The following is a 26677-nucleotide window of genomic DNA, read 5'->3' on the forward strand; positions in this document are numbered from 1 at the left end:
TGACTAATCCTTCAAAGGTAAAAGAGTCATCCCATGGTGATTCAGCTCAATCTGACGGGCCTTATCGGGGTCGAGGTCATCACGGCTCAGCACTACACGCCAAGTATTGTTAGTAATATCGGGGGCCAGAAACATGCCCGCGACCGCCACATACTCCGCTTTATCATCCAGCGGAACATCAATGGACACGGCAGCGCCTGGACGAATACGAATATCTTTTTCGGCAATCAAATCAGCTTTGATGGCTTGGCTATCCTCGGCAAATAAAGAGGGATAATCGGTACCATCAAAAGTGCTACGATCTTTGAGCTGATAAATACGTACCACTGTCGCCAGCGGGATACCTGTCGCATTGTTGTTAACCGCGTCCCGCGCTTTGATATCCAGATGCAGTATTTTCACCTGCTTATAAAAAATGGATTTTGTCACGGCGACAGTACCGTCACTCACTTTCTGGGTCAGTCCACACCCGCTTAGGGTGGATATCATGACCAGCATCAGCAATGAAAAATGTGTTTTACCAGCGATAGTCGCCATGTTCATCAGTTTCCCTTCGGTGAAAATTTTCCTGAACACGCTGATAGCGGCCAAGATTAATCGTGATTAATTCGGTGTTGGTTTGCGTCATTGACATCGCGCGCGATGTTCGCATCACTGCTGTTCTACCTAATAGGATCCCCGTTTTTTTGGGTTGGCAGGAAAGTTGGGCATCCGGTAACAGCGCGCGTAACACCGTGAGTTGTAAACGCACATGCAGTCGAGACCCCAAATACACATGCAGAAGCGCCAATAAATCCGTGTGTAACTGCCCGTCGGGTAGCCACTCTCTGGCTTCATCGGGGTTATCCGTCTTTAATTTCAGCAAGACCTGACTGTTAACATCCACCGCATGACTGCCCATCACCGGGCTACTACTCATGCTGACGGGGCGACGCGCACTCATCGTGAGAGGGTTACGTAAGGGTATACGGCAACGGTCATGGGCTATCACATGGGCCTCTGTTTCCGGCGCCAGCAACTGAACCAGAGCAATAATGCCTTCGCTCGTCCGTGTGGGCAGGCGCATCATGCCGGTCAGTGCCAGAAAGCGAGATACCGGCGTGGCGATATTCTGTGCACACCCCTCAATACCCAGACCACAAAGGCTTAACAGGTACTGAGAGGTTTTATCCGTACCACCGGGAGAAAAACTGGCCGGATAGGAGTACTTACGCCAAATGCGGTAATACTGAGTCGTCAGTCGGTGATTGAAAATATCCAGAAAGTCACTGACTGCCTCATACCCTTCTCGGCGCTGGGTAATATCGTCGATATACGCCGTGGGCAGCGGCGACTCCACGCCATACAGCCCCAGGAAGGTGGTGCGAATGGTCGGTGGCAGATGTGCATGTTCCGGTATCTCCACCCGCTTAAACTCACTCGCCGGAAAACCCATGCCCGGATGAGGGCGAAAACGAACGGGATCGTGTCTCACCTGCCAGTGGCTACCCAGTAGGGGAGCATCCGGCTGGCTTTGCTCTAGTAACTGGCAGAAGCGATAAAACTGGGTATACGGCAGTTTATCGCGCAGTTTTTCGATCAGCCGGGCAGACGCTGATTGTGGTTCTCTTTCCATCGGATACATTTCCCAGCAGGCTGAACGATAAGGGTAAGCTGATTGAACAAATGGATATCAGCGTAAAGCGCAAAGAAGCGATTGAGCATCTCTCCGAACAGATAAATGTCACCTTCTCCGGTAAAACCGTTACCATCAAGCGTCACTTCAATGTCGATACCCCGCAGTAGAAAGCCTTTTTCAAAGCGCTGAGTCTGGTGGTGTTCCACCTGCTGAATAGCATCAAGACGGCGATTATTCAGCTCATCCCCCTGCCAGTTGTACAGCTCCAGCGTTCCACGCAGCACTTGTGCACTGCTCATCAGATTGAGGTAACTTGAACCCAGATGGCTCAGTACCCGCCACTGAAAGTGATCTTCTGCCGGAGGATAAGACGGTAGTGTAGGCTTGCAGAGATTACGTACTTTCAATGGTGTTTGTAACACCGCCTCGCAACGGTCTAACAACGTGCTTTGTAACGCTTTGCGCGGTAGCTGGCCATTAGTACCGGTAATTTTCAGTGAGACCGCCTCGCGGGTGAACATTCTGTCCGCCTCCCACTGCTGGCCCCCAAGAATAAGCCAGGTATCATGCAGCCCAGTGACGCCCCTTTTCACCCGTGTGTGGAAATAGCGTTCCGGTGCATGGCGTCTCTGCATCCCGCCGCGATGGCGAAAACTGGTAAAAGGGACATAGGTGGCATCGGATGTCCGTTGCGAACCGGTCACAGAGTCCACGGAGTAAATCTCGGTATGTCCATCCTGCAAACGGCGCGGGCGTAGCATATACTCACTTTCCAGCCCATTGATGGTCAGCGGGTCAGCTTCCAGAGAAAATAGGTTAACGACCGGCACGCAATGTAGCTGAAGTGCATCATCTCTTACCTGCAAATCACTTTGCCATTGGCAGTCAAACACAACTTCGATATCAAAACAGGTCATCCCCGCAGGTAACGTGACTGTTTCCAGTCCGTTCAAATGCACGAACATAAATTTTTCGCGGAAAGTGAAATATTCCAGCAACAACTGATAACCACTGAAGGCGCTATCGCCTTTGGGCCACAGCAGGTCTTCATCTGCAAAGCCACCGGGTGAAAACCAACCATCCAGTTTTATTCGGTCAGCCTGATTGGGCAGGCGCAAATAAAGTGCTGCCTGACGTCGGGTCAGCGCCAGATGTAACGCACTACTGACCGGCGCGTCTCCCGCCAGATAAAAGCACAGACGACGTAAATCCACCTGTGACCAGTCCGTCTGTGAACTGCATGCCAGTCGAAGACGCAACACCGAACGGCCATCCGGTTCCGTTGCCATCACCACGGTTGAGACGGAAAGTGGGTTGAGTACCATATCGCGGGTGGTTCGGTACTGGCAGACCGTATTTTTCGGCCCGATTGGGCGAGAGTAAACTTCCATTCCTGCAGGCACAGTTTCGGCTATTTTCATCGCCGGAACATCTGGGATCAGCGAGACAATGGACAGCGAAGGAATAGTGCGAAGGTAATGCGGCCAGAGCATGCTCACCAACCCTTCGGTGAACTCCGGCAGGTCGTCATCGATTTTTTCACGCAGTCGCCCCATGGAGAAGGCAAAACCTTCAAACAGGCGTTCCACATAAGGGTCCGGCGTACCGGGCTTATCCAGATCTAACATGGCCGCCCGATCAGGGTGAGTTTGGGCAAACTCTTTAGCGGCATCGCGCAGATAGCGCATTTCGACGTCGTAATAGCGCAGGGTAAGGTCTTTCATCGTTTTCTTTTTTTCAGGAGAGGGTTATCGATTAACCACACAGCACCGCAGCTCGTGCTGGGTCGAGGGCAACTAATCCGGCGAGCAGGTTTTCCATCTCACTATGCAGGTGTGATTTGTTCGAATCTGTCCGGCTGGCTTTCATTCTCAGTAGTTTCAGGCGACGGGCTTTCACTTCAAACAGCAGTTCTGGCTCCCATTGACTGAGCGTCATCTGGGTCGCATTCCCCTCCAGTTCACCCAGTAAATGCAGTGCCATATCATTTTTTCCGTACTGTTCAGCGACCCTCGCCATCAGCAGACGGATCAGCCACTGATGGCGAGACGTGCGGATACCGGGACGGTTTTGCAGCCAATTCAACGCCGCCTCCACGCCTTCGCTGTCGGCTTGCGCCAATGCTTCAGGTTCCAATTGCAGAATATCGTCATCGCCCGCGGTACTGGCCGATGCTGCGGGTTCACTGCCCCAACTTTCTGAGGCCATGACATGCTGGTTTATCCAGTGCAGCGTGACTTCATCGGCGAACGGGGTACCATCACTGAATGCCAGACCTTCAAGCCCCGGCAGGCGGGTCAGCAGACCGTTCAGATCTTGCTTAATAATGTCAGCCCAGCGCTCATGCGGTGCGCCCGTTTTCATCAGCGCCTGATGGGTATACCACTGGAGATCAAGCCATAGGTGATTCACGCCCTGAGCGAACAGGATGTCGGTTTGTTCCAGCAGTTCCAGCCAACTTTGTTGGAGGTAGAGACGTTTAAGCAGGGCGCGGTTCTCTGGCTTTGGCGGGGCTAGGCGAGTACATCCGTCTGCTGCCAACGGCGGAAGTTCATGCAGTGTATCCAGGCGAATACTTTTCATCAGATGATGGCCCGACAGCCAGCCGTTTGGCTGGTCGCGCAAGTATTTCGCCAACAGTTTTGCCTGATCGAGCAAATCACGCCCAGAAGTGACCGCTTTCAGTGCCGGAGCATCAGGTGCTGCGTGGCGAGAAGGACTGCTGTTTTGTGGAATGACGGCGTCAGGACCGCCGGATTGCATCAGCCGGTTTTCTAATGCCGCATAAAGGCTAGAGAACTGAGGACGCGTGGACTCATCCCAGCCCCCCACGCTTTCCTCGATTAACGCCAGCGCGCCCACAATGCGTTCAAAGTCAGCCTTTGCAACTTCCGGATAGAGTGACAGGCTGTCCAGCATCCGGCTACCGGCCAACCATTCCAGTGCTAATTTGCGGCTATTGCCACGTTGTGGATGCAGCGCATCACCAAAACGTTGGACCAATCCGGCCAGCAAGGCTAATCCGTCCGCCAGTCCACTTTCACCATTAATGTGCAGTCGCGCCCAGATATAATAGGTCGCGACACGTGCATCCTTGCATGCACCGGTCAGCAACTTCTCCGCCAGTGCACAAACCAAATCGATGTCTGCGCCGGACAGTTTGTTGACCTCTTCACGCATCTGTTGGAAGTCATCGTCATAACTGGGGTCATCACCCACCGGAGCATCCGCTGAGATAGGAACTAGCCATTTCTCCCAGAGCGAAATCTGCGGCTGAGCCTGTTGCGAAAGTGCCTGCTGTTCTGCATGGCAGGCGTTGAGTAAGCTGTGCAACGTCGCCATCAGTATGCTTCTCCTAATGTGGTATCCGATATGGTGTTATCCGATAGGGTGGTATCCGACGACTGAACGCGACTTACCGCATCGACACTGAATATTTGCGTCGGTAAAACGAAGTTACGCAGTTTCAGTAAGGCCAACGGACCTTCTCCCGCTTCCGTCCGTAGGGTGTAGTTCAGCGACCGGCCATCAGGGGCTTTCCAAGTAAGATTAAAACTGCTGTTCACGCCCTGATAAGGTGTGACTTGAGCTTTATCCAGTAACCGGATCCATCCCCAAGCGCCTGGGAGATCGGCAAACTGTCGGGTACCTGCTTGGGTGCTTATCCAACTCAAGCTGGCACCTGGCGCTTCAGTATCATGGGGCCAAATGAAACGTTTCCAGACAGGTAACTGGTTGTAATAGTTTAGTTTCTGACTATCAATGACCAGATCAGTTTGCATCACATCTTTGGCTGTTCCTGGGCGCAGTTCAAAACGCATACCCGCTTCACCGTCAGCAAACACCACATCAGACAAATAACTCAGTTGGTCTACGGCTTCCAAGAACGCGGGGTTAAATGTCAATCCTTGAGCATTAATGCTGTCCGGCACCCAATGGCTGCCCTCTTTGTGCAGCACCCCGTTCAAGCGGGTTTGCAGGAAGCGAGCGATACGACCACTGTCACTATTGAGGTAACGAGCCAACAGCGGGAGTGACACTTCACTACTGGTATCTTTTAACGGATAACGTCCGCCGAAAGTACTGTTCCAATCATCCACAATAGACGCCTGCCACTGGGCATTCAGGCTCTGCGCGGCGGGCGTCAATACCTGCTGCCAAGCCTGCTCCATAGGCTGAACAAATACCGTCTGGCCAAATCCACTCCACTCTTGCCCGAGACTGGCGGCAATCAGGCTGCCGTAATCCCGAGTCTCAGCCAGATCGACCGCTTTACCCTGAAATACCGTCTGGGCCAAGCTTTGAGTCATGGCCTGAGGGTCGGCAGCATTCACCACCTGCTGGAGTTTAAGGCGGACTTGGGTGACTCGAGTCAGGAAGGTTTGCAGACTGAGGTTGGTGTTGCCTTGCCCGCCAGCTTTGACGTCCATCAGCGCCAGTACTGGCCCGAAAGTCGCGTCCAGTGGCCCCTGAGCACCGGCTTGTTGGTCAATAGCAGGTTGTTCATCACGATTTAACAGATTTTTGGCTGATTTCACCAACGAGTCTGATAACGCCTCACCCGTTTGCCCCGTCTTCCCCTGCACACTCAGGGTGTTCATTAGCGCCACTAGAGGAGATTGGCGCACGTCTGCCATCAGCGTGAGCTGGTCGATAGAGTCAGATAATGTTTGTGCCTGCTGCCAGTGCAGGCTGTTGAGAAAGTCTAGCCAACTACTGGAAAAATCAGCGAAATAGCGCGCCTTCAGACGCGCCTGAAGGGCTTCTGGAGAATCCTGCTGCAAGACGGCATTTTTGATATCACTCAGCACCCAGTCCATCTCTTCCCGACGCTCAGTGACCACCTTTTCAATCGCTGGTTTTACTGCATCCTCCCACGCCTTACGAGTGAACATGCCCGGCACAACGGCGTCAGTGGAAAATATTCGTTCAGCATCGGTATCGCCCGTCATGTCAGACAGGCGCAGATCGGCATACTGATGCGCGACCTGAACCATCATCTTTTGGTAGAGCGAAGACTCACTGTTGCGGGCTCCCATCTGACTAATCAGCCGGGTACGTACCTGACTGACCAAGTTTTCATCCAGCTTCAAACGCCAAGATGGGTGCTGAGAAAGATTCTGGGCATAAAAACTCAGTAGCGTGGGACCACTGCCCTGCCAGATGCTGTCCGGTACGCCACTGCGCTGTGGCCAGTTTTGGAGTAGCGTGGGGCTAAACCACGCCGCATCCATCTTCTCTGGACGCGCCAACATCAGATAGAGTTTTAATTGGTCGTAAGCGGGTTTCACCAGCGTGTCCCGTAGTGGGGAGTCGGGGGGAAGCTGCGCCATCGTGGTGAGTTGGTCTTCAAGGTGACGGGCGGCGGCATCACGCAGTAGAGGCATTGCGCTGGCCTGGTAGTGTGGCCAGAGCGCGGTCAGCAGCGAATCATTTTGGCTCAGACTAAACCGGCTGTACCACGGTGCGCCCTGTTGCTGACGATACTGCAATCTGTCTAACGTGTGTTGCATATCCAGTTGCGCTTGAAGACGCGCCGGAAGAGGTTGCTGCACGTTAGCCGCCAGTTTCACCTGAGACTCACTGGTCATAATCGCGTCTCGGTTTATCAGAAATGACATCACCATCCCTGCGCCCCACAACACCATGCCACCCGCCACAACGACCCCTAGCGTTTTACGCCAAGCGAACCCCAGTTTTTTCGCTGCCAGACCGGTGGGTAATGATGAGATTGAATCAATCAACACATCCCAGCGGTTATCCTTGGCCCAGTGATGTTTCACACTGCGTTTTGCATTGACGGATGCCGGACTGAAGATAACTCCCGCCAGCGGTGAAGGACGATAGGGGTTCAGTAGCGTCGCAAGAGGACCCGCGACAGAGTCCGGCTGACGCGCTAGCTGATCGGCCAGTTGCAACAAAAACGGGTGCTGGGTGTTACTGCTAATCTGTTGCGTACCCTGTTCAATCAAGGATGGCAACAGCCCGTCAAGTTGCGTTCTCAGTTCGTCTGGTTGGCAACCTGCTGGCAGTAAACAGCCCACAGATTGCGTGATACGGTCGACTCCATCATCAGCATGCAGTGACCAGACATACAGCGGCAGCCGCCAGCCAAGCAGGTCAAAACGTGCAGCAAACGCCTGCGCCACACTGTCCATCATATCGGCGGTGAGTGCTGTTTTAGCGTCTTTCTGCCCCAGCATCGTGCGTTGAGCTAAGGCTGAGGTCACCCAGACGACACCATCAAGCGGACGTCCGCGTAATTTACGCAGAGCACCCAGCCACGCGCTATCCGCCTGTGCCCCAAGATCGCCTCCCCACAGCAGCACGGTGCCACTGTCTTCCTGCCAGTATTGCGATGTCAGGCCCGGAGTGAGTTGCTCGACATCCGCCGCACTGCCAGTGAGTAGAAGGATGCGTACTTTGCGGGGCCAGAAGCGGCCGTATTGAGTGCGGAGATAAGAAGATAGTATACGGGTGACATTATGTTCTTCAGCCCTTGCTAACGGAGAATTTGAGGAAGAAAACATCCCCCACTTTTTCTTAAAGGCATCCAGCCGGGCTAGCTTATTCCATCCTTGCATAACAAAAGGAAAAACCACATCAAGGCAAACCATGCGACTCCAATATAAAGTGATAGCGTCTGCCATGATATAACCGGTAAATCCAGCGTATCGTTTAAAAACCAATACAAACATCCAATGATCAATAACAGCAAACTAACGACGAGCAAATACCAGATAGCCTGGTGAAGTACAGACCCTTTATTTTCATTATTCTTAATCAACGGTAATTACTCCGATAATGCATTTATCTGCTTTGTCCTGCGTTATCCATCCGCAGTTTGTTTGTGTTTCCAAACTATGAATTGCAGCAATAGATAACGTAATAAATGGGGCTACCTGCTGTAAATCCCCCCAAAACGGTTGCATAATATGACCCAGTGTAGGCCATTCACTTGATTGCATATTTTCTGCAACCTTTTTATGCAATGAAATACAATCTTCGGGCACCACTGTCAGGTTTGCATACTTCATAACTTGCCGAGAAAGCATTTGAGGTGTTTCTTCTAAAGAATCCTGTCTTTCAGCACGATGAATGATTGATTTGCCCTGCCCCCCAACCACCCAAGCAAATCCGGCTTCCCCCATTACCTGAGTATGGTCATCAGCATGGGACTGATAAATCCCAGCACACAGCAAACGCACATTTTTGTCACCCGATAAACCGTGGAAAGCGTCGATGGCCTTATCCAGGTCGTCGATATCATTGAAAGGTAATGCAGGAGTCTGGAATTGCCACCCTTGTTCAGAAAGTAACTGGGTAAAGAGTTGTCCATGATCGTGAGTACCGCACCAGTAAACCTTGTGAAAAACAGGGGCTATTTCGCTATTGGCTGGCGATATGTCAAGCAAGGTTAGCACCAAATGCCGGGTCAATGCCGCCCCCCTGCGTGAAACATCATTCTCCAAGACCTGCGGACAACGCAGTACCCGCATTCCCTCGGCTATCATCATGGGAGCCGGTGGAACCGCGTCTTGCGTGAAAACAGCCAGATGATGTTCAGGTTTATCGCCAGGAGGTCCTAATAAGCACAGAGATTCCAATGGTAGACCCAGTGCGCGGTGCTCCCACCATTGCTCAGACGCCTGATGGAGAACATCGCGATAACTTTGCCGATTACTCAATGCCACCTGATAAATCAGACTGCGAGCAGCAAATAACAAACTCATGAGTAACAGGGGGAAAACCGCTACCCAAAACCAAAATGGTGCCGACCTAATCGGCTTATCTGGGGGCCATACCCAAACAGTGATAAAAGTGCACAGCAGGCTTATTACCAGTGCGGCAATCCCCCAGCGCAGTTTAACCGGGGGAGCGACCGCCCGATAATCGGGATAGTTGGGCGGTTGTTTCATAACGCAATATCCACATCCGTCAATGAACTCACTAAGGTACATCCACAGGCGGTGTGGTGTCCGTCCAAAGCCACGGCCTTTCCATCGAACAGGGTACCCGCCGCCCCTTCCGTAATCACCGTTGAACCGTGTTTATAGCATTTCACTGCATCCCCAACACACGAGACAGGTTTACCGAAGACCATATAACGCCCTTCCAGTACCTCGCCTCCGTATTCACGCAAGACATCTCCCCGGCGAATCACCTTTTTCAATCCCCCCATATCAGGCGATCTCCCCTGCTGAGGACGGGCTATTCAAAGCAGCGAGCAGCCCCTCCATTTTCTGGTTATTACGGGCCAGTTCCAGTTGTTCATATTGTTGGTGTAATTCAGCGAGATTATGGGTAGGGGCACAAACCTCAGTTATTTTTGGCTGAGGATACAAAACCTGCCCCTGCACGTTAACTACCTGACAATCGGGAGAAACTGACATGTTGTATGAGGTAAGTCCGGGGATCGTTGGACTAATTTTTTTGCCGAGGCCATCAAGCACCCCTCGGACCGTTTCTTTCGCTGCCTCTTTAACTGCTTTAGTTGCGGCCTCTGTTGCGTTATTGACAGCATTGTCTACCCCCTTTTTAGCTTTATCCGGGAGTGATTTTACGGCATCTGTCACCTTATCTAGCGCCTTACCAACTTGCACAGTTTTGTAAAGAGCCGTGCCGATAGTAACTTCACCATATTTCTTGGGAATCAGGAATATAGATGTCTCTTTATTGGCATAATCACCGCTGTATATCATGCGGTAACGAAAATAACCGGCCCACATTTCCCGCATGCCCATAGTTGATTGCATAAACCAGGCCCGCGAATCATGGATCTGGTTATCATATAGATCGCAGACTAGGGCATGTTGCGGATCATCAGTAATGCCGCCAACAACGTTCTTAAACAGTTTTGTTTTTAATTTATTCCCAGCATCCTTCATCTGAGTATATTCGGCGGTTTGATCATCGGTGTTGAGAATATAGATAATAGGCCCCGCTACATCATCTATGAATACCTGTATAACTCCCCCGGTATTTTCTCGCGACATTCCCACAGTTAACGGGCTAAGGCTTTCATAATCCTGACGAAATTCATTGGCCCCTTCCATCAATTGTTGTTGATCCAACGCAGGTTCAAATATCGGTACCCCTGGAGTGTTGGGATTACCATTTTTTGCTTTACGGGCGTCTTCCGCTGACTTTTGTTTTTTATTACGTTCCTCTTCGCTATCCATTCGAATTTTTGGATCTACATCTCTACTGTTCTCTCGAGCTTCAATATAAAAAGGCTGCCACTGATAACTACCATTAGCAAAACGCCCAATTCGCCAGGCCGTCATCCAAGCCATTTGATTTTCTATGGCTTTTTCTAAAGAGTCGCCAATAATCACAGGTGTATAAACTTTATCTTCGCGTCCATTCAAAAAAGGAGCTAACGTTGTTCGCCAGGCGTTAAAGCGTTGGATAAGAGTGTTATCTAAGTTAAATTCTTTATCAGTTTTTGGGTCAAGAATCCTTGATGGTTTTCTATTAACTAAATAAGATGGCACCATCATTTCAGGAACCGCTAGCGGGGCCCCTGCTGCAAATGCCACTGCATAAATATCGTGTAAAACAATCTGTGACAGTAACTCGCTATCTTGTAACGCCTTACCCTGCTCTCCAGGAGCATAACCGCCCCCCACATCAGAATGTACACCAGGGTAAATAACTTCATAAGTACGCGCAGGATAATTGCCCTGAGTTCGCCGTACCGAATCCAGTGGAAAGCACAACCTTTGCTCATGGGCTGAAACAAAGTGATAGCAACGCTGGATAAAACCGGGATATTTTGCCTCGTCCGGCAAGGCCATAGTGGCATCTGCCCACCCCATATGTCCGTTAGCCATCGGCGCTACATGTGCCAGCCCGACCGAGGCCACGGTATCGCACAACCCCAAGAATTCAACCGCGATAGGTAACCCCAGCAACTCCGGCCGCGCGGTTTTTTTCTTCAGCAGTTCTGCATCAAGGATGTGTGTTAACCAGTTAACAAAAGTACGGGCTTCTGCTGCACCACGGGAAAAACCATACACAAACAACTTGATTTTGAGTATCTTGGGTTTATGAATTTTGGCGGCTGCTAATAAAGGCGTCAGAAGGGTAATAAAGATATCTTGTCGCCGACGTTTCACGTAATTCGGGTTAGCCCCCAACCGGCTGGCCAGGCGCTGATAATCATTTATTAACGTTTTGGCAACACCATCCTCAATTCGGGTACCGATTAGCGTATGAGAAAGGGCATCGACAATACGTAATAATGCCCAGTTAATCCGAGCTTCACCTCCGGTGGCAAATCGCAATCCATCGTCACTAAAATCCAGCTCACCAATTTCAGGAAAGGCGGTACCAACACCGGGCATATAATAGCGATAATAACCGCTATCAATATCTTCAAGGGCGGCATGATAAAGACGAGCTATATTACTCGGGTTTGGGGGATTGGCTGCAGTACTGTGTTTTTCATTATTATTAGTACCATCAAAAAATAAACTGATATGCAGACTTTTACAGCAGGGTTTGGGATTATTTCTGTCCATTTCAGCATTAAGCTGTAAATGGTATTCTTTTTCTTCGCGGTATTGTAAATCTACATTAGCCTGAACTTGATCAATACTATCCGGCAAACGGCCAGTCAATGGAAATGCCGGTGGTGCCCAGACGGAAGTGGCGGTCATTTTGGACATATTTGTGGTTCCTTCATTTCACGCTGATCTTTTATTGGATACTTTGCTGCACCATACGTCCAACATGAAGTCGTCACTTTAACTTCATTACAGGTTAAAAAATGCACCGTTAAACCACAGCGATCTTCGCCATATTCTGGAATATCTACGGTGGCAGTGTGTTTTTGATAGTTAGCAGAATGACGAGCATAAGCCTCATCGTCATATCCATATCCTTCCGTTCTTCTAGCAATTTTTTCACGAGGATTTGGATCGACTTCCCATTCAATATGAGCTTTTAATTCTGGCTGCCACTTATCGGGAAGTGATATACAGCACGCTCCGCCGCCTTCACCAAAAGGGGAAATGTTGGAGCCACCAGAATCATTAACACTAAAACTATTAATTGCAACAGAGGTATGATTAATTCCGCGTAAATCACCACCACTCCAGGTTACCTCTGGCTTATTATCACAGGCAGCGATAAAAGGCATGATTAGCAACAACCCTCCCGGCAAGATATATCGACATAACGTTCTTACTAATGGCATGTTCCATTCCTTAATTCAGCCCTGAAGATTATTAAATAATGAATTATAAAAACATCAAATAGCGTTATTTAACATTCTCACAAAACACCAGTAAAAAAACTCACGACCACTCTTTTTCTAGCCGTCATTTTGGACATATTTGCGGTTCCTTCATCTCACGTGGATCTTTTATTGGATATTTTTCTGCACCATACTTCCAACATGAAGTCGTCACTTTAACTTTATTACAGGTTAAAAAATGCACCGTTAATCCACAACGGTCTTCGCCATATTCTGGAATATCAATGATGGCATTATGTTTGACAATGCTTTCCTTTAATTTTTTTTCCCATGCATTATATTTATCCTGATACCCTGGGAACTCTTTTGTCAAATCTGGGTTAGTATAAACATCCCATTCAATATGGGCTTTTAACTCTGGCTGCCACTTATCAGGAAGCGATATGCAACACGCTCCTCCCCCCTCACCAAACGGGAGAATATTAGGACCTCCAGAATTATTGACACTAAAACGAGCGATTCCTAAATTAGTATGATTAACCCCGCGTAAATCACCGCCACTTCAGGTTACTTCTGGTTTATTATCACAGGCAGCAATAAAAGGAATTGTCAGCAATAACACTCCCGGAAAAACAAATCTACATAGCGTATTTATTAATGACATATTCCATCCCTTCTTGACACTATTGAACCAGCATACCATTTTTAATAGCACTTTCATTATGGGTGCATATACAAGAAACCTAAAGAAACAAGTCAAAACATAACAAAAACAACTAAAATAAAACCCTAATAAAATTCAAGAATCCACCTTAACTTTCAATTACGTCATAAATAACAACTAAAACACAATACAATAGAACAAACATATCTACACCGGTAATTAATGGAAATTCAATACTTAAAAACTAAAATTCAGCATTATTAGTCACACTAGACACAAATGAATATTACATTATTTTTTCTTCTTTTGATAAATACTCAATAAAAAATTCTTCATTATCTACCACCTGATTTTCAACCATAGAATCCACCGATGCCCACAAATGCTGAAATAGTTCTTCTCTGGAAAATTCCGGGTAGTGGCGTAAATGTACATCACTAAAACACTCAATATCACTGATATAACCAAGTCGGTCATATTGCTTATCGTCTAGTGTTAATAAAACATCACTATTTAGCTCAACAGCTCTCTGAATCTGCCCCGGCAACCAAATACTTTTACCATCCCTATCACGCCAACTCCAGAGCTGAGCAGCATCCAGAAAATAATGCTGCTGCTGTTCAGTCAATATGGAATTCATCAATAGCGGAAACATCCGTGTATCATAAAACCGCATCACACCTTTGCGCCCCTCCCACTCGGCAATGATTAGACGCTGCAAATATTGTGCAAGCTGTTTAAAATCATAGAGAGAAAAGAACAATAAAACACGTGAAGGATCATGATATTGTCTTAATAAAGCAGACAGCCACTCTTTCTGTTGCCAGATATCTGTCTGTATCTGTAAAAAAACAGGGGCATCATCAATATAGATATTTTCAGGTTCATTCTCTAACAGCGAACACCAACTAATCTCAGGCTGAAATCGTTTTAAATCCGGTATCAAAGACGGAATATGACCCGCCTGGTCCACAATGATATTTACGTATGGATTGTCGGTACTTATGCATACCTGCTCAATCTGTATCAGCCAGTGTTGAATTGCGGCCTCAATTTTATCGTCCATGTTCTCTCCCTCCGCGGTTAGCGCGCAACAAACCCTACAGCCTCCTGTTGCGCTTTTTGCAGGCACTCTTTACAAACTGATTGGGGTAATTCAGGCAACGGATAATCCTGACTGGCTGGCCCTTCCAAAACATGATTCCCCTTCAGGCTGAGCAAGCCCGGACTATGAATTTCAATTTGCCCATCAGGCGACATGCGAATATAAGCGCCACCGCAAGCCAAAGTGATACCATTTTTAGCGGTTAATTGCAGATGCCCTTGAGTTGATTGAATAATAATATCTTTCAGAGCAGTTACAGAAATCACATCAGCATGAGATTCCAGCTCAAAGGGACCTTTACCGGAAACTAATCGAACCCCTTCATTTTGCGCCAATAAAGAAATCTCGTTACTTGCATTGAGAGCGATACGCTTAGTACTGGCAATATGCACCTCTCCCATACTTTGAGCATATAAGGCTTTTCCTGCCTGAAGCATTACGACATCAGGGCTTACAACGCCAACTCCTTTAGGGGCGTTCAGTAACATTGCCGGCTGTTGAAGTTGATCCGCGCTCTTTAAATAATCACTTAAACTCTGAATATCAGGTTGAAGATTATGGTGACTTTGAGTAATTTCTCCCCATTCGGTCACTTGGTTAACCGCACCTTTGACCAAACTAATGGCACTCTCCATATCCAACATCTCCCCACCGGCAGACGGCTGTTTATCCGCACTGATAAACACCCCTTTGCCCCCCCGTACCGCTACCCAATCATCCGTTCGCAGCTCGGCACCTTCACCCCGTAAATTGCGCTGAGCATCCACGTTGTGCCCGAGGTTTAACTGGGTCTTGCCGCCGTACTCGGTACTCAGCTTGATATGCTCTTCTCCGCGTTTGTCTTCCATACGCAGCTTGTTGAAAGCAGGCGTGCGGATCACGTTGCGGGTATTATTTTTCTCGGTGACATGGTCGGTATGACGCGAATCGTGCAGAGCATGGGCAATATACGGGCGGTCTGGATCACCGTCATGGAAGGCTATCGCTACCTCGGTGCCCTGTATCAGCGGGAAGTGGATACCGTACACATCGCCACCGTAAGGTTTGGCGAGCCGCACCGGCATGCTCTCCTGCCCCTGTGCCTTATCATCCTGATCTGCATCAAATTTCACCCGATATAGACCGGAGGTATCCTGCCAGGCATAAATATCGTTCGATTTCGCACTGGTCACGCGTGCCATCATCGTGCCGCTGACTTTTGGACGTGGAAGCAATGCCGGACGCCAGCATAGCGTTTCGCTGTAGGGAACAGCCATCCAGTTCACCACTAATGCATCCTTGCGACTGGCACTAAAAAAGGTGCCGGTGATGACGACGCCGTTGTCCATAACGGTGGGAAGCGTCGGGACGATGACAGTTTCGGTTATCGTCAGTACCTGCCCTGGGCTGAGGGTAGTATCATTACCCAAGCCAACAATCGTTGTCTGTGCTGATAAAAAACGCTCATGATCGAGGCGTGCTAAGAAGTTGGCGGTTTCAGCAGTGGGATCAATTTTATCGCCAGTATCCAGATGACGAGGTTTGTAGTGATACACTTCACCATAGGTCACCCCTTCACTCTCACCGCGTGTCATATCGGTTCTGCCGGACTGAAGTATTTTCTGTGCTTCACGGTGGTTATAATCTTTGGTGGTCACGTTAGCCTGCACCACATTGTGCTGTACACTCACGCCCCAAATCGACTCAGCACCACTGTCACTCATACCTGACGGGCTATTCAGTGGCAGCGTCTTGCCAAACTCATAAGCACTCTGCTTATCGGCAAAATTGACCACTTCAGTCTGCGTGTCCGGCTGCAAACTGAAGAAGTAAAATATCCCCACCTCTGAGAGCAATCGTTCAATGAACTCCAGGTCGCTTTCCTGATATTGATTTATTTGTTCACGTTTCGGATAGGTCTGTTTCAGGACAAACTCATATTCCCAGTCCTTAAAACCATGTTCCTGAAGTATCTGCTCGACAACTTCAGGTACCGATTTATTAACAAAAAAACGGTGGGTTCGGAATTGATTGCGCAGCAATGCCAGAAATGGTGATAGCGTTATCTGGTACACGGCTTGGTCTTTTGAGCCACTGACCCGCTCAAAACTCGTCACTACCCCAGGCACCACCTTTTGCTCCGCGAGGCCATGCAACAAACCAGCCCCCATTGTCAAACTGGCTGGTTTGCGCAGCAACTGACTGGCATCAATGTCTTTGTCAGTACTGGTGAAATGAACCGTGTAACAATACAATTCACTCATCGCTTCCGTCCCCACAAAATCCTCCACATCGAGAGGAGAGGAGCAGGAGGGAATATCAAGGCGGTAACGATTCAGGGTGGTTTTGGTGATGGCCGACAGCGTATTTTGAAGCGTATCAATAAGACTCATGGGTTTTACTCCGGGGTAACAACCTGTATTCCATGGGTTTGCACACCGCATAGCCAGTTAACAGCCGACAGGTTGATTTGAAGGGGAAGTTATTTCCGATTCAGTTATAGAGCCAATGACCAGCTTTGGCTGATTCAATAAACATCCCAACCGTTAATGGTATTTTGTTTTGATTAATGGCTTTTCGAAAAAATACGGATTTAACCTTCCATGGGTAATAGTTACTGAGGGAAAATCCGGCGGGCTGAACATTAAAATGCGCGAAAAACTTCTCTGTCATTTCAGCGATATCATCTGCTTCATGCAAATTCTGTAAGGGGGTGTCATCGTCAATATCTATTTTTTTCATGAACAGGCTAGTCACCAGCGGTAGCTCGCTTTTGACAAATTCTCTGACGCTGTCTTCGATTGTCATGCTCACCAGATTTTATCCTCCGCTCGTGCGATGGTGTTATATTTGCTGACGGTTTTGAAGCTTATCGTAGCCACATCAGTGGCCAGTATAATCCACCCTAAAACGGGAACCGCTCTTCCTGCAAATGCCCCCAGATTATTAACCCAAAACACTTTGACACCGCTTAACGAAAAGGATTTTTTTGTCAATGTCGGCAGGATACGTTTTTTGAATTTGTAGCTGAGATGTTTGCGGAAAAAAAGTGACGCATGCGATGTTCCCTTCGTTGCTGTATTAGGCTTTCCGGGTACGTCGACACTATTATTACCTAGGATCACCAAAGCCACACCTACGATATCCTTGATACCCAGTTGGTTTTCAGTTTCATCCACCAATATCCAAAACAGCAACTCATAAGCCGTCAGATTATTTAATCCATTAAAAAAATAAGTACCGTTAAGTTCTTCAACCGTATCCATAGGTGTAATCCTCCTAGGCAATAAACGAACAGCGCTGGCTACGTCCCCTATCTTTTAGGGGTTACTACTTTCTTGGTTAGTTAATGTTTAGCCCTTCACCACCAAACTCCAGCACAATCCCTTCTTCTTCATCCCAGCCTAATGTCAGCGACTTGGTGCGCTGTTGTTCAGACAATCGGCTCAGCAGTTGTTGGCTCAGTACCGGTAGAATCTGTTGATTCAGCAGGCTGTCGATGTTGCGCGCACCGGTGTCGGGTAGCAGGCAGGCGGCGACCAGCGTGTCATACAGGCTCTCTTCAATCGTGCAGTGCAAACCGTAATGCTTATTAAGGCGTTTAGCGACCTGTGTCAGTTTCATTTCGACGATAGTGCGCAGTGCAGTCGCATCCAATGGGCGATAGATCAGTGTCTGGAAACGGGCGAGCAGCGCAGGTTGGAAGTGATCGCGCAGGATCGGGCGCAGTAGTTCATGCAAATCGCTGTGGGTGGCTTCTGGCCGCTCATCCAGCAACTGCATCAGATGATCGCTACCTAAATTGGCGGTCATCAGGATCACGGTGTTACGGAAATCGATTTCGCGCCCTTCGCCGTCGCGCATAAAGCCACGGTCAAACACCTGATAGAACAGGTTGATAACATCGGGATGCGCTTTCTCCACTTCATCGAGCAGCACCACGCTATACGGGCGCTTGCGCACCGCTTCGGTCAGAATGCCGCCCTGACCGTAACCGACATAGCCTGGAGGTGAGCCTTTAAGCTGAGAAACGGTGTGCGCTTCCTGATATTCAGACATGTTGATGGTGACCAGCGATTTCTCGCCGCCAAATAGCGTGTCAGCCAATGCCAGTGCCGTCTCCGTTTTGCCCACACCACTTGGGCCAACGAGCAGAAATACGCCGAGTGGGCCATTTTCCGGCGTAAGGCCAGTTTTAGCGGCACGTAAACGCTGTGCCATCTCAACCAACGCAACATCCTGACCAACGACGCGCGTCGCGAGGTGACTTTCTAGCTGCAATAAATCGGTCTGTTCATCTTTCAACAGGCTACTCAGCGGGACGCCCGTCCAGTCGGCGATAACTGTCGCTACCGTGCGGACATCAACATCCAGCGACAGCAGCGGCGCATTCCCCTGAATCTGGCTTAATTCTTCTTGCAACGTGACTAGATCCGCCACGTTAGCGATATCTTGACGTGCTTCGACGATAAGTGAAGTCAGTCGTTTCTCTTCCTGATACTGCTGTTCAAGCTGCTGTTGCTCAACCACCAGTTCTGCACGGCGTTGATCAATCTCATGTAAGCGTGTTGAACCGACGTTCGGCAACAAGAGCACATCCTGTTCAATGGCCTGTTGTTCCATCTCCAGCGCGGCCAGTTCAGCGTTAATCTCCATCAATGCAGCGGGCAGCGTATCAATGCTCATGCGCACTCGGGCACCGGCAGTATCGAGCAGGTCAACCGCTTTATCCGGCAGCTGACGACCTGTCAGGAAGCGTCGCGACAAAGTGACCGCAGCCGTAATGGCTGAATCAAGGATATGCACGCCGTGGTGCTCGGCATAACGGCCTTTTAAGCCTCGCAGCATCAAACTGGCTTTAGCATCATCCGGCTCGTCCACTTTGACCATCTGGAAGCGGCGCTCCAGTGCAGCATCACGTTCAAAATATTGTTTGTATTCCGACCAGGTGGTGGCCGCGATAGTGCGCAGTTCGCCACGGGCCAGTGCAGGCTTCAATAGGTTAGCGGCATCTGCGCCACCGGCCTGATTACCGGCACCGATTATGGTATGGGCTTCGTCGATAAAGAGCAGCACTGGCGTCGGCGATTGTTGTACCGCTTCGATAACATTTTTTAGGCGCTGTTCGAACTCACCTTTCACCCCAGCCCCTGCTTGCAACAACCCCAGATCCAATGTGCGCAGGCTGACGGTTTTCAGGCTGTCTGGCACGTTGCCATCGGCAATACGCAGCGCCAGACCTTCCACCAGCGCGGTTTTACCGACGCCCGGTTCACCGACCAAAATCGGGTTATTTTTACGGCGACGCGACAAGATATCGACCATCTGGCGGATTTCCGTGTCACGGCCAAAAATCGGGTCAATCTGCCCCGCTTTCGCTTTGGCGGTCACATCTAGCGTGAATTTATCTAGCGCCGCTTGCAGCGCATCGTTCAATTGTGCCTGACCACTGGCGGAGGTGGTGGTCGGGGCTTCATCCATCAAATTAACCGGCGCGTCTGCCAGTGCCGCAGTTTGCTGGACTTCAGGACGCTCATCAGATTGGTTATCCAGCAGCGGTAACAAGCGAATAAGTTGCGTTGTGCTTAAGCTGAGTAATGGCCAAGCCGCATCGGCAACCAATAATGACGGTTTATTTATCAGGGCCGCTAGGAGATGGGAGGAACGCACTGCATCTGCGTTTTCCTGCAACGAGGCATCTAACCAGGCACTTTTGATCAATTGCTGTAATGCCGCTGAGAGCTGAGGTTTGCCCTGTACCGTGCGCGGTAATGTCTCCAGATGGGCCAGTAATCCCTGCCACAGGCTGTCCATGTCCCACTCATAACGGCGAGCAATAACGGTGATGTCACCTTCACCTTGTTCCAGCAATTTCAACAACCAGTGCTCGATAGTGATCTCGGCATGGGCGCGGGTCTGACACAGGGTTGCAGCACCGGCCAGTGCCTGAGCGCAATAAGGATTTAATCGGCGTAATAAATGTGCTGAATGCGTGGTCATAAATTCTCTTCCTTGTGTGCGAAACCTAATACGTTAGCCGGTTTCAACTGGCGTTATTGTCGCCGTCAGTTTGCACACGGACAGCGCGCAAGGCTCGGAGCGTACACGCAGTACGTGACGGCGCCGAGCACTGCCTAGGTGCAAAATGGCAAGTAAAATAGCCAGATGAAGTTGGCGTCAGGCATGCTACCGCCCGTAGCCATCAACCAAGGCCCATAAGGTCATCTGATAAATTGTCAGTGTGTTTAGCGCAATACCGATAAACCGACACTCCGCTAAAAACACAAAAAAAGCAGACGGAAAACCGTCTGCTTCGGATAACTATGCGGTCGTACGTTCGTTCCAAGAATCGGAATGAATGATATTGCCGTCTTTAAAGGTCCAGGTGACTTTTTCGTAGCGCAGTTCCACCAGTTCCAGGTGGTTGTGCTTCTCTTTCGCCGGATCTTTGATGTCGTGCATTTTCGGCGCGACTTTAACCACTTTGACGTTTTCCAGTTTGGTGTTGAAATATTCAACTTCCTGGCCAGCGTCATCAATGCGGTACCATTTGAACTCGGCGGTTTTCAGCGTTTGACCGGTGGTCACCGCCTTGTACAGATAAGGGGTCGACGCATCGATTTCTTTGGTGAAAATGAACGGGGTATGGATACGGGTGCCTGTCAGCTTGCCAGTATTGTTATCAGTTGGGATGTACAGGTTATGATCCTGAGCCACGATCTCAATGCTGCCTTCACGGCTTTGCACATCAACAGAACCTTTGATGTCCGCACCGCCGTCGTCTTTCAGCCACAGATAGACTGGAATTGCCATGTAAAACTCCTTATTACTTTCTGAATGAGGTCGCTTGTTCCTGCGACCGGTTTACTGTTTCTGGTACCTGGCAGGCATCGGCCTGCGGCACCAAACTGATTTCGACCCGACGGTTGGCTGCACGACCTTCCGACGTATCGTTAGATTTCAAAGGACGACTCTGACCATAACCCTGTACGGCAAAGCAGCTTTCCGGAATATCCCCAGTGTCACGCATCCAATTACGCACTGATTCCGCCCGCTTAAGTGACAAAATCTGATTGGCTTGACTATCGCCCGTGATATCGGTGTGACCCGCCACCACGATCAACCAACTTGGTTTCGCCTTAATCCCAACCAGAGCATTAATAAGCACTTTGGTAGAGCCGGATTTAAGTTCTGATTGCCCCACGTCAAAGAGAGACAGACTGTCCAGACGGAGGTTTGTCGGCCCCTGAACAATTTGATTAATCACGGGTGGCGGTGGTGGTGGAGACGCCCAGCTATTGATAGCGACCTCAATCGGTGCCCTAAGCCGCAACCCTTGATACAGACCGAGTGACAAACGCATAGGCGCACCGCTGCGTAACCAGTCATCAAGCATGTGTGCATCCGCACGCAGTTGCTGCTGAGCCAGAGTCTTAGGGGCTGGAGGCGTGCCGGTAAGCCGGTTATACAACGAGAGATGATCGCTAACGCTTTGGACCAAACGTTGGTTATTAATGTATGAGGCCAACAGGGCAAACAATAAAAACACACCGCACAACACACCGGCCATCTGCCAACTCTGCATCAGGCGGGAGACACCACGACGGCGCGGCAGGTAGGGCAGCAGCACTTCTGGCAACGGCAGACAATCTTGTACCGGGATAGCCACGGGGGTCAGCGTGGTTATCCCCCGAATATGCGACTGCCACAGATTGCCTTGGTTCGCCTTCACTGGGGTAAAGCAATAGCCCCATGCGCACGGAGATAGTGCTGGGACATCACCATGCCGCTTTGTCAGGACGCTAAGAACATGTTCATCAAGCCAAGATAAAAGACTCTCCATCCAGAATACTGAGCTCAATTTTTCCTGAACGTTCCGGTCTTGATGTTGACTCCATTCAACCAGTGGCATGACGCCAGCCCCAGCTTCCTGAACCTGAATGCCTTTCTGTCCTGGCGTGACCGTATACCAACGTTCAGTCTGCACTGATGGGAGCGTAGAGGGAGACAGCCAGATACTGACCCAGACCGGTGGTATCCCCGCAAGCCATCCTTTGCACTGCACAATGGCCCGTTGCCAAGCCAGCACAGATTGTGAAAAATCATCGCGAACCTGATGCTGCTCCGGCACGATAGCCAGTAACACAGATATCTGAGCAATCAGCGCCGGACGTTCAACGGCCAAATGTTGCGCTAGGATCGGTAATTGTTCCGGCATCTTCACCGCGAGATACCAACCTAGACGGGTTTCGCGAAAAGATGCAGATGCGGAAAATAGAGCATCGCTATCACCGCAAACCAGTACCACTGCGCCCTGAAAATCTTCAGGTGGCAATATTGAGTCGGCAATGAACTCGTGGGCCACTTTATAGCGGTTGTATTTGCGCCATTGAAAATAACCGCCTCCCCCGCAGAGGATGACAACCAGCATGCTCAATGCGATACGGCTGCTCGTTCCCAATGGCCAGAAACTCAGGATAAGCCACAATGCCAAGCATGCACCCAACAGCAACAGGAGTAACTGTGTCAATCCACGCATCCGCTAATGCATCCCTGTCAATTGAGACACCATATGCGTAAGCCGAGTGGACAACGTGAACCACAAAACAACCAAGATGACGACGCCCGCAACCCACGAGAACCAATAGGTTTTACGTCCAGAACGCAAACGCAATGAGCGCGAGACCACCGGTGTTTCTTGCGAAGAAGCAAACGGGGGCACCAGTAAACTTAGCTTACGCACCACATCTTCTCTGCGTTCGTCCCCCTGCTCGCGGTAGCGACCGACAAACCCCAAGGTCAACGCGCGGTAAAAACAGGTCAATACAGCCGTATCCGGTGCAGGCTCTTGCAATACCGTACGGATCCGCTCCCACAACTCTTCACCCGCATTCAGGGTGTTGAAGTAGCGGGCCTGAAGCGGATCTTTTAGCCATTTGATATAGCCACTGTCTTGTTTCTGGCGATTCAGTACGCTTTCATCCAGTAATGCACACTGGGTGTACAGCATATGGTCACAGCTGATTTCGCTAAAACCCGCCCGCGACAGCGCCTCACGGGCGCCATCAATCCACTCACAAGCACGACGGTACAAGGCTTCTCCGTCTTCAACTTCCTGACCATTACGCAGTTGACTGACCATCAGCCAGCAGGGATAAAAGACCGTATCAACGACAGACGTATTTATTTTGCTCATGAGCGCAGCACCGCAAACAGTTCGAGTTTGATATCACCCAGCGAACCTGGGGTGTAGAAAGCGCAGTTACCGGCGTCCAGCATGGCCTGCGCGGCTGCGCCTTTGAGGTCAAGCGCAAAGTACTGATTCTCCAGACGCAATGGGATAGCAGCCGGGACATGGGACAATGGCTTCATCTCCACACCGTTGAGTGCCACGTTGACGACATCTGACACATCTTCTGCACTGCCTGCTTTACATAGCAGCGGGAACTGAGTTTGCAATAGATGATTAGGGATAGATGAACGAACGGAAAGATAGAAATCAGCCCCTTCACGCAGGCGAGCATCATGCAATGAACCTGTCCAGAATTGCCCCTCATGCGTCAGCTCAATCACTACCATACGTGACGGCAGACTGGCTTCGAGCAGGGTATCAAGTAGGGTAAATAATGGCGGGAATACCCGTTCTGGCGCATCATGCTGATAAAGCGGAATATCCTCAGCTTTATGCTCGAGAGAAAACGTCAATAGGCTACCGGCTAGGCGGACAAGCTCACGATAGAACAATTCGGGATGGCGGGAAGGCGTCTGATAAAGTTCCATCAGTACCGGCTCGGCACTGTTTAAGGCATTCAGCAGCCAGAACAGTGACACGTCGGCCACCGCAAAATCTGCCATCCGCTCGTTACTCTCACGTCGCATCGCCATCAGACGACGTCGACGAGCCTGCAGGCGATGGATTAAGTCACCCAGTTCAGTCAGCACAGTCTGACTTGCCGCCAGCGACAGCATCGGTGGAATAAAATGTTCATCTTCCATCCACTGCCCTTGCGTATTACGTATCAACCGCACGACAGGGCACGTTAGATAGGCACTGTTTTCCTGATGAGCAAAACGCAGCGTGACGGCATGGCGCATGATCGCCAATTCAGTACGTTCATGACCAGCCAGTTCCTGTACGGTGACCCACTCCTGCAGCCATCGGCGTGGGCGCGCGCTGTCCTGACCATCATCCAGATTACCCCCGTTGGCAGAAAGCAGCGGCAATGCCAGCACCACGTCTACAACGTCACGATCTGAAACCGTAGACAAATCACAAGCGGGTGGCAGGTTATCCGCCCGTTCAGAATCAATCAGCGTGCCATCAGGAAAGCGAACAACCAGTCTCAGCGCATTCAGGCGGGAAAGGGCCAGCGATCCACTGTCAAATGCTGCATCGATAACACCCCATGGCGCGGCCAGTGTCATATGTGCCACACAATCTGCTACATAGGCATCCCAGCGGGACTGTTGCTGGAATTGTTGCGGGGCCAAAAAGGCCCCGTCGTTCCATAACGGACGATAAATTTTCATCGTATCTGCGTTTATGCCTTAGCCTTCGGCATCTGCGAGACCAATGACAGATTCACATCCATGCCTTCAACCTGGAAGTGCGGTACGGCATAAAGCTTGACGCGGAAGAAACCTGGGTTGTCTTCGATATCTTCAACGGTCACTTTCGCATCACGCAGTGGATGAGAAGCCTGCAAATCATCGCCCGGATCAGTCATTTCCGTGACCAACGTGCGGATCCAGTTGTTCAATTCTAGTTCCAACAAACGGCGGTCTTTGGTGGTGCCGATGTTTTCACGCTGGATCAACTTCAGATAATGCGCAATACGTGACAGCAAGAAGATATACGGCAAACGGGCGTTGATACGGCTGTTTGCGGTAGCATCGGCAGTGTCATACAACGCGGGTTTCTGAGCTGAGTTAGCGGAGAAGAAGCAGGAGTAATCACGGTTTTTATAGTAAGACAGCGGGATAAAGCCCAAATTAGCAAACTCAAATTCACGCGTTTCTGGGATCATCACTTCTGAAGGGATTTTGACCTGATTGCCGGTCCCCAAATCGTACAAGTGGATAGGCAAGTTAGTCACCGCACCACCGGCCTGAGGGCCACGGATCTGCACACACCAGCCATTTTTGATGAAGCTTTTCACCATGTTGGCCGCAAAGGCAAATGAGGCATTGGTCCACAGATAACGGTCATGGTCCGGCCCTTTCACCTGCTCAACGTAGTTAAAGCTGCGCACCGGTACAGTATCAGGACCGTATGGCAAACGCCCCAGCACACGTGGCATGGTCAAGCCGATATAACGTGAATCATCCGAGTCGCGGAAAGCTTTCCACTTGATGTATTCGGCGCGGTCAAAGTAGTTACCGATATCTTTGATAGCAGCCACTTCTTCCATGTTCTCTTTACCAAAGAACTCAGGGCCAACCGAACCGATAAATGGCATATGAGCCGCAGCTGCCACTTTGGCGATATTGCGCAGTAAGGCGATATCTTGCGGGCCACGATTGAACTCGTAGTTAGAAATCGCTGCAGCAATTGGCTCGCCACCTGGCGTGTCATATTCCTGAATATAGGTCTGAGTGTAAAGACCACTTTGCACGATTTCTGGCGCATCTTCGAAGTCCTGAACCAAATGATCTTTACTGATATCAAGTAGTTCAATGCGCACGTTTTGACGGAAATCGGTTTGGTCGATTAGGGACTTCACGCCACGCCACGTCGATTCCACACGTTGGAAATCAGGATGATGCATGACCGCATCCAACTGACGACTGATTTGGTCATCCAGTGCCGCAATGTGACCATCAAGCAGGGTTTTATCCAGTTTTTCTACTTTTTTCGACGATTGCTTCAGCAAGTCTAAAAAGACACTGACAGCGGCCGTCACGCGTTCATCCGTGGTCGCTTCTGCCAGTGCATCATTGTTCTGGAAAGCATCAAGCCCCGCTAATGAGGAGACCGGACTGAGATTGATTTTTTCAAATAAAGAGGCATAAACGCCTTGGGCGATAGGGTTGTTCTTCTCTAATACGGTCGTCGCACTACCCTGCGCAGTGTTTTCCTGTACAGACATCAGCATATTCCTTTTCTTC

The 26677-nt window shown here is 49.9% G+C and carries 19 protein-coding genes and 1 pseudogene; all 20 read right to left on the minus strand.

The genetic code is table 11. From position 1 onward, the window contains the following. Window positions 1-3: 3 nt before the first annotated feature. Window positions 4-537: a type VI secretion system lipoprotein TssJ gene (gene tssJ / locus BN68_RS14525; protein WP_315851240.1), complete on the minus strand. Its 534-nt coding sequence runs from the start codon at window positions 535-537 to the stop codon at window positions 4-6. Beyond that, window positions 518-1615, minus strand: a complete 1098-nt coding sequence (gene tssG / locus BN68_RS14530; RefSeq protein WP_019211891.1) for a type VI secretion system baseplate subunit TssG — start codon at window positions 1613-1615, stop codon at window positions 518-520. The genes tssJ and tssG overlap by 20 nt, the downstream gene beginning before the upstream one ends. After that, on the minus strand, window positions 1579-3342 hold the full coding sequence (tssF, locus tag BN68_RS14535) for a type VI secretion system baseplate subunit TssF (protein ID WP_019211892.1): 1764 nt from the start codon (window positions 3340-3342) through the stop codon (window positions 1579-1581). The genes tssG and tssF overlap by 37 nt, the downstream gene beginning before the upstream one ends. A gap of 31 nt (window positions 3343-3373) precedes the next feature. After that, window positions 3374-4960, minus strand: coding sequence for a type VI secretion system protein TssA (gene tssA / locus BN68_RS14540; protein WP_019211893.1), 1587 nt, complete (start codon window positions 4958-4960; stop codon window positions 3374-3376). After that, window positions 4960-8268, minus strand: a complete 3309-nt coding sequence (locus tag BN68_RS14545) for an ImcF-related family protein (RefSeq protein ID WP_231294038.1) — start codon at window positions 8266-8268, stop codon at window positions 4960-4962. The genes tssA and BN68_RS14545 overlap by 1 nt, the downstream gene beginning before the upstream one ends. A 129-nt stretch (window positions 8269-8397) precedes the next feature. Then, window positions 8398-9537, minus strand: coding sequence for a hypothetical protein (locus BN68_RS14550; protein WP_019211895.1), 1140 nt, complete (start codon window positions 9535-9537; stop codon window positions 8398-8400). After that, a complete protein-coding gene (locus BN68_RS14555) occupies window positions 9534-9791 on the minus strand; it encodes a PAAR domain-containing protein (protein WP_042806833.1) in 258 nt (85 codons plus the stop codon). Before BN68_RS14555 ends, BN68_RS14550 begins: the two co-directional genes overlap by 4 nt. A 10-nt stretch (window positions 9792-9801) precedes the next feature. After that, window positions 9802-12291 (minus strand): T6SS phospholipase effector Tle1-like catalytic domain-containing protein, encoded by a 2490-nt coding sequence (locus BN68_RS14560; RefSeq protein ID WP_019211897.1) that lies wholly within the window; start codon window positions 12289-12291, stop codon window positions 9802-9804. Beyond that, window positions 12279-12821 (minus strand): DUF3304 domain-containing protein, encoded by a 543-nt coding sequence (locus tag BN68_RS14565; protein ID WP_042806771.1) that lies wholly within the window; start codon window positions 12819-12821, stop codon window positions 12279-12281. The genes BN68_RS14560 and BN68_RS14565 overlap by 13 nt, the downstream gene beginning before the upstream one ends. A gap of 124 nt (window positions 12822-12945) precedes the next feature. After that, window positions 12946-13350 (minus strand): annotated as a pseudogene (locus BN68_RS23375) (DUF3304 domain-containing protein); the annotation flags it as partial. Window positions 13351-13771: 421 nt separating this feature from the next. Next, window positions 13772-14551 carry a DUF4123 domain-containing protein gene (locus BN68_RS14570; protein WP_019211899.1) on the minus strand — a complete coding sequence of 260 codons (780 nt, stop codon included), beginning with the start codon at window positions 14549-14551 and terminating at the stop codon, window positions 13772-13774. 17 nt (window positions 14552-14568) lie between these two features. Next, window positions 14569-16962 carry a type VI secretion system Vgr family protein gene (locus BN68_RS14575; RefSeq protein WP_019211900.1) on the minus strand — a complete coding sequence of 798 codons (2394 nt, stop codon included), beginning with the start codon at window positions 16960-16962 and terminating at the stop codon, window positions 14569-14571. A 100-nt stretch (window positions 16963-17062) separates the two neighbouring features. Next, complete coding sequence (locus BN68_RS14580; RefSeq protein WP_081009556.1) at window positions 17063-17377, minus strand: DUF1493 family protein; 315 nt, start codon at window positions 17375-17377, stop codon at window positions 17063-17065. A gap of 2 nt (window positions 17378-17379) precedes the next feature. Continuing rightward, entirely contained in the window at window positions 17380-17835 is a 456-nt protein-coding gene (locus BN68_RS14585; protein WP_019211902.1) for an STM2901 family protein, read from the minus strand. A 76-nt stretch (window positions 17836-17911) separates the two neighbouring features. After that, a complete protein-coding gene (tssH, locus tag BN68_RS14590; RefSeq protein WP_019211903.1) occupies window positions 17912-20569 on the minus strand; it encodes a type VI secretion system ATPase TssH in 2658 nt (885 codons plus the stop codon). A gap of 321 nt (window positions 20570-20890) precedes the next feature. Further along, window positions 20891-21382, minus strand: coding sequence for an Hcp family type VI secretion system effector (locus tag BN68_RS14595; RefSeq protein ID WP_019211904.1), 492 nt, complete (start codon window positions 21380-21382; stop codon window positions 20891-20893). 13 nt (window positions 21383-21395) lie between these two features. Next, the gene (locus BN68_RS14600; RefSeq protein ID WP_019211905.1) at window positions 21396-23108 is read right to left on the minus strand and encodes an OmpA family protein; all 1713 of its coding nucleotides are present in this window, start codon (window positions 23106-23108) and stop codon (window positions 21396-21398) included. Between the two features lie 3 nt (window positions 23109-23111). Then, a complete protein-coding gene (gene tssL / locus BN68_RS14605) occupies window positions 23112-23765 on the minus strand; it encodes a type VI secretion system protein TssL, short form (RefSeq protein WP_019211906.1) in 654 nt (217 codons plus the stop codon). Next, window positions 23762-25099: a type VI secretion system baseplate subunit TssK gene (gene tssK, locus BN68_RS14610; protein WP_019211907.1), complete on the minus strand. Its 1338-nt coding sequence runs from the start codon at window positions 25097-25099 to the stop codon at window positions 23762-23764. Before tssK ends, tssL begins: the two co-directional genes overlap by 4 nt. An 11-nt stretch (window positions 25100-25110) precedes the next feature. Beyond that, window positions 25111-26664, minus strand: a complete 1554-nt coding sequence (tssC, locus tag BN68_RS14615; RefSeq protein WP_145494333.1) for a type VI secretion system contractile sheath large subunit — start codon at window positions 26662-26664, stop codon at window positions 25111-25113. Window positions 26665-26677: the final 13 nt, after the last annotated feature.

Origin of the sequence: Yersinia massiliensis CCUG 53443 (assembly GCF_000312485.1) — a bacterium.
Lineage (GTDB): Bacteria > Pseudomonadota > Gammaproteobacteria > Enterobacterales > Enterobacteriaceae > Yersinia > Yersinia massiliensis.

Excerpts from the sequence above, each read along its gene's own strand:
- tssJ (WP_315851240.1), bottom strand. The coding sequence starts at position 537 with ATGGCGACTATCGCTGGTAAAACACATTTTTCATTGCTGATGCTGGTC.
- tssG (WP_019211891.1), bottom strand. The coding sequence starts at position 1,615 with ATGGAAAGAGAACCACAATCAGCGTCTGCCCGGCTGATCGAAAAACTG.
- tssF (WP_019211892.1), bottom strand. The coding sequence starts at position 3,342 with ATGAAAGACCTTACCCTGCGCTATTACGACGTCGAAATGCGCTATCTG.
- tssA (WP_019211893.1), bottom strand. The coding sequence starts at position 4,960 with ATGGCGACGTTGCACAGCTTACTCAACGCCTGCCATGCAGAACAGCAG.
- BN68_RS14545 (WP_231294038.1), bottom strand. The coding sequence starts at position 8,268 with ATGGCAGACGCTATCACTTTATATTGGAGTCGCATGGTTTGCCTTGAT.
- BN68_RS14550 (WP_019211895.1), bottom strand. The coding sequence starts at position 9,537 with ATGAAACAACCGCCCAACTATCCCGATTATCGGGCGGTCGCTCCCCCG.
- BN68_RS14560 (WP_019211897.1), bottom strand. The coding sequence starts at position 12,291 with ATGTCCAAAATGACCGCCACTTCCGTCTGGGCACCACCGGCATTTCCA.
- BN68_RS14565 (WP_042806771.1), bottom strand. The coding sequence starts at position 12,821 with ATGCCATTAGTAAGAACGTTATGTCGATATATCTTGCCGGGAGGGTTG.
- BN68_RS14570 (WP_019211899.1), bottom strand. The coding sequence starts at position 14,551 with ATGGACGATAAAATTGAGGCCGCAATTCAACACTGGCTGATACAGATT.
- BN68_RS14575 (WP_019211900.1), bottom strand. The coding sequence starts at position 16,962 with ATGAGTCTTATTGATACGCTTCAAAATACGCTGTCGGCCATCACCAAA.
- BN68_RS14580 (WP_081009556.1), bottom strand. The coding sequence starts at position 17,377 with ATGACAATCGAAGACAGCGTCAGAGAATTTGTCAAAAGCGAGCTACCG.
- BN68_RS14585 (WP_019211902.1), bottom strand. The coding sequence starts at position 17,835 with ATGGATACGGTTGAAGAACTTAACGGTACTTATTTTTTTAATGGATTA.
- tssH (WP_019211903.1), bottom strand. The coding sequence starts at position 20,569 with ATGACCACGCATTCAGCACATTTATTACGCCGATTAAATCCTTATTGC.
- BN68_RS14595 (WP_019211904.1), bottom strand. The coding sequence starts at position 21,382 with ATGGCAATTCCAGTCTATCTGTGGCTGAAAGACGACGGCGGTGCGGAC.
- BN68_RS14600 (WP_019211905.1), bottom strand. The coding sequence starts at position 23,108 with ATGCGTGGATTGACACAGTTACTCCTGTTGCTGTTGGGTGCATGCTTG.
- tssL (WP_019211906.1), bottom strand. The coding sequence starts at position 23,765 with ATGAGCAAAATAAATACGTCTGTCGTTGATACGGTCTTTTATCCCTGC.
- tssK (WP_019211907.1), bottom strand. The coding sequence starts at position 25,099 with ATGAAAATTTATCGTCCGTTATGGAACGACGGGGCCTTTTTGGCCCCG.
- tssC (WP_145494333.1), bottom strand. The coding sequence starts at position 26,664 with ATGCTGATGTCTGTACAGGAAAACACTGCGCAGGGTAGTGCGACGACC.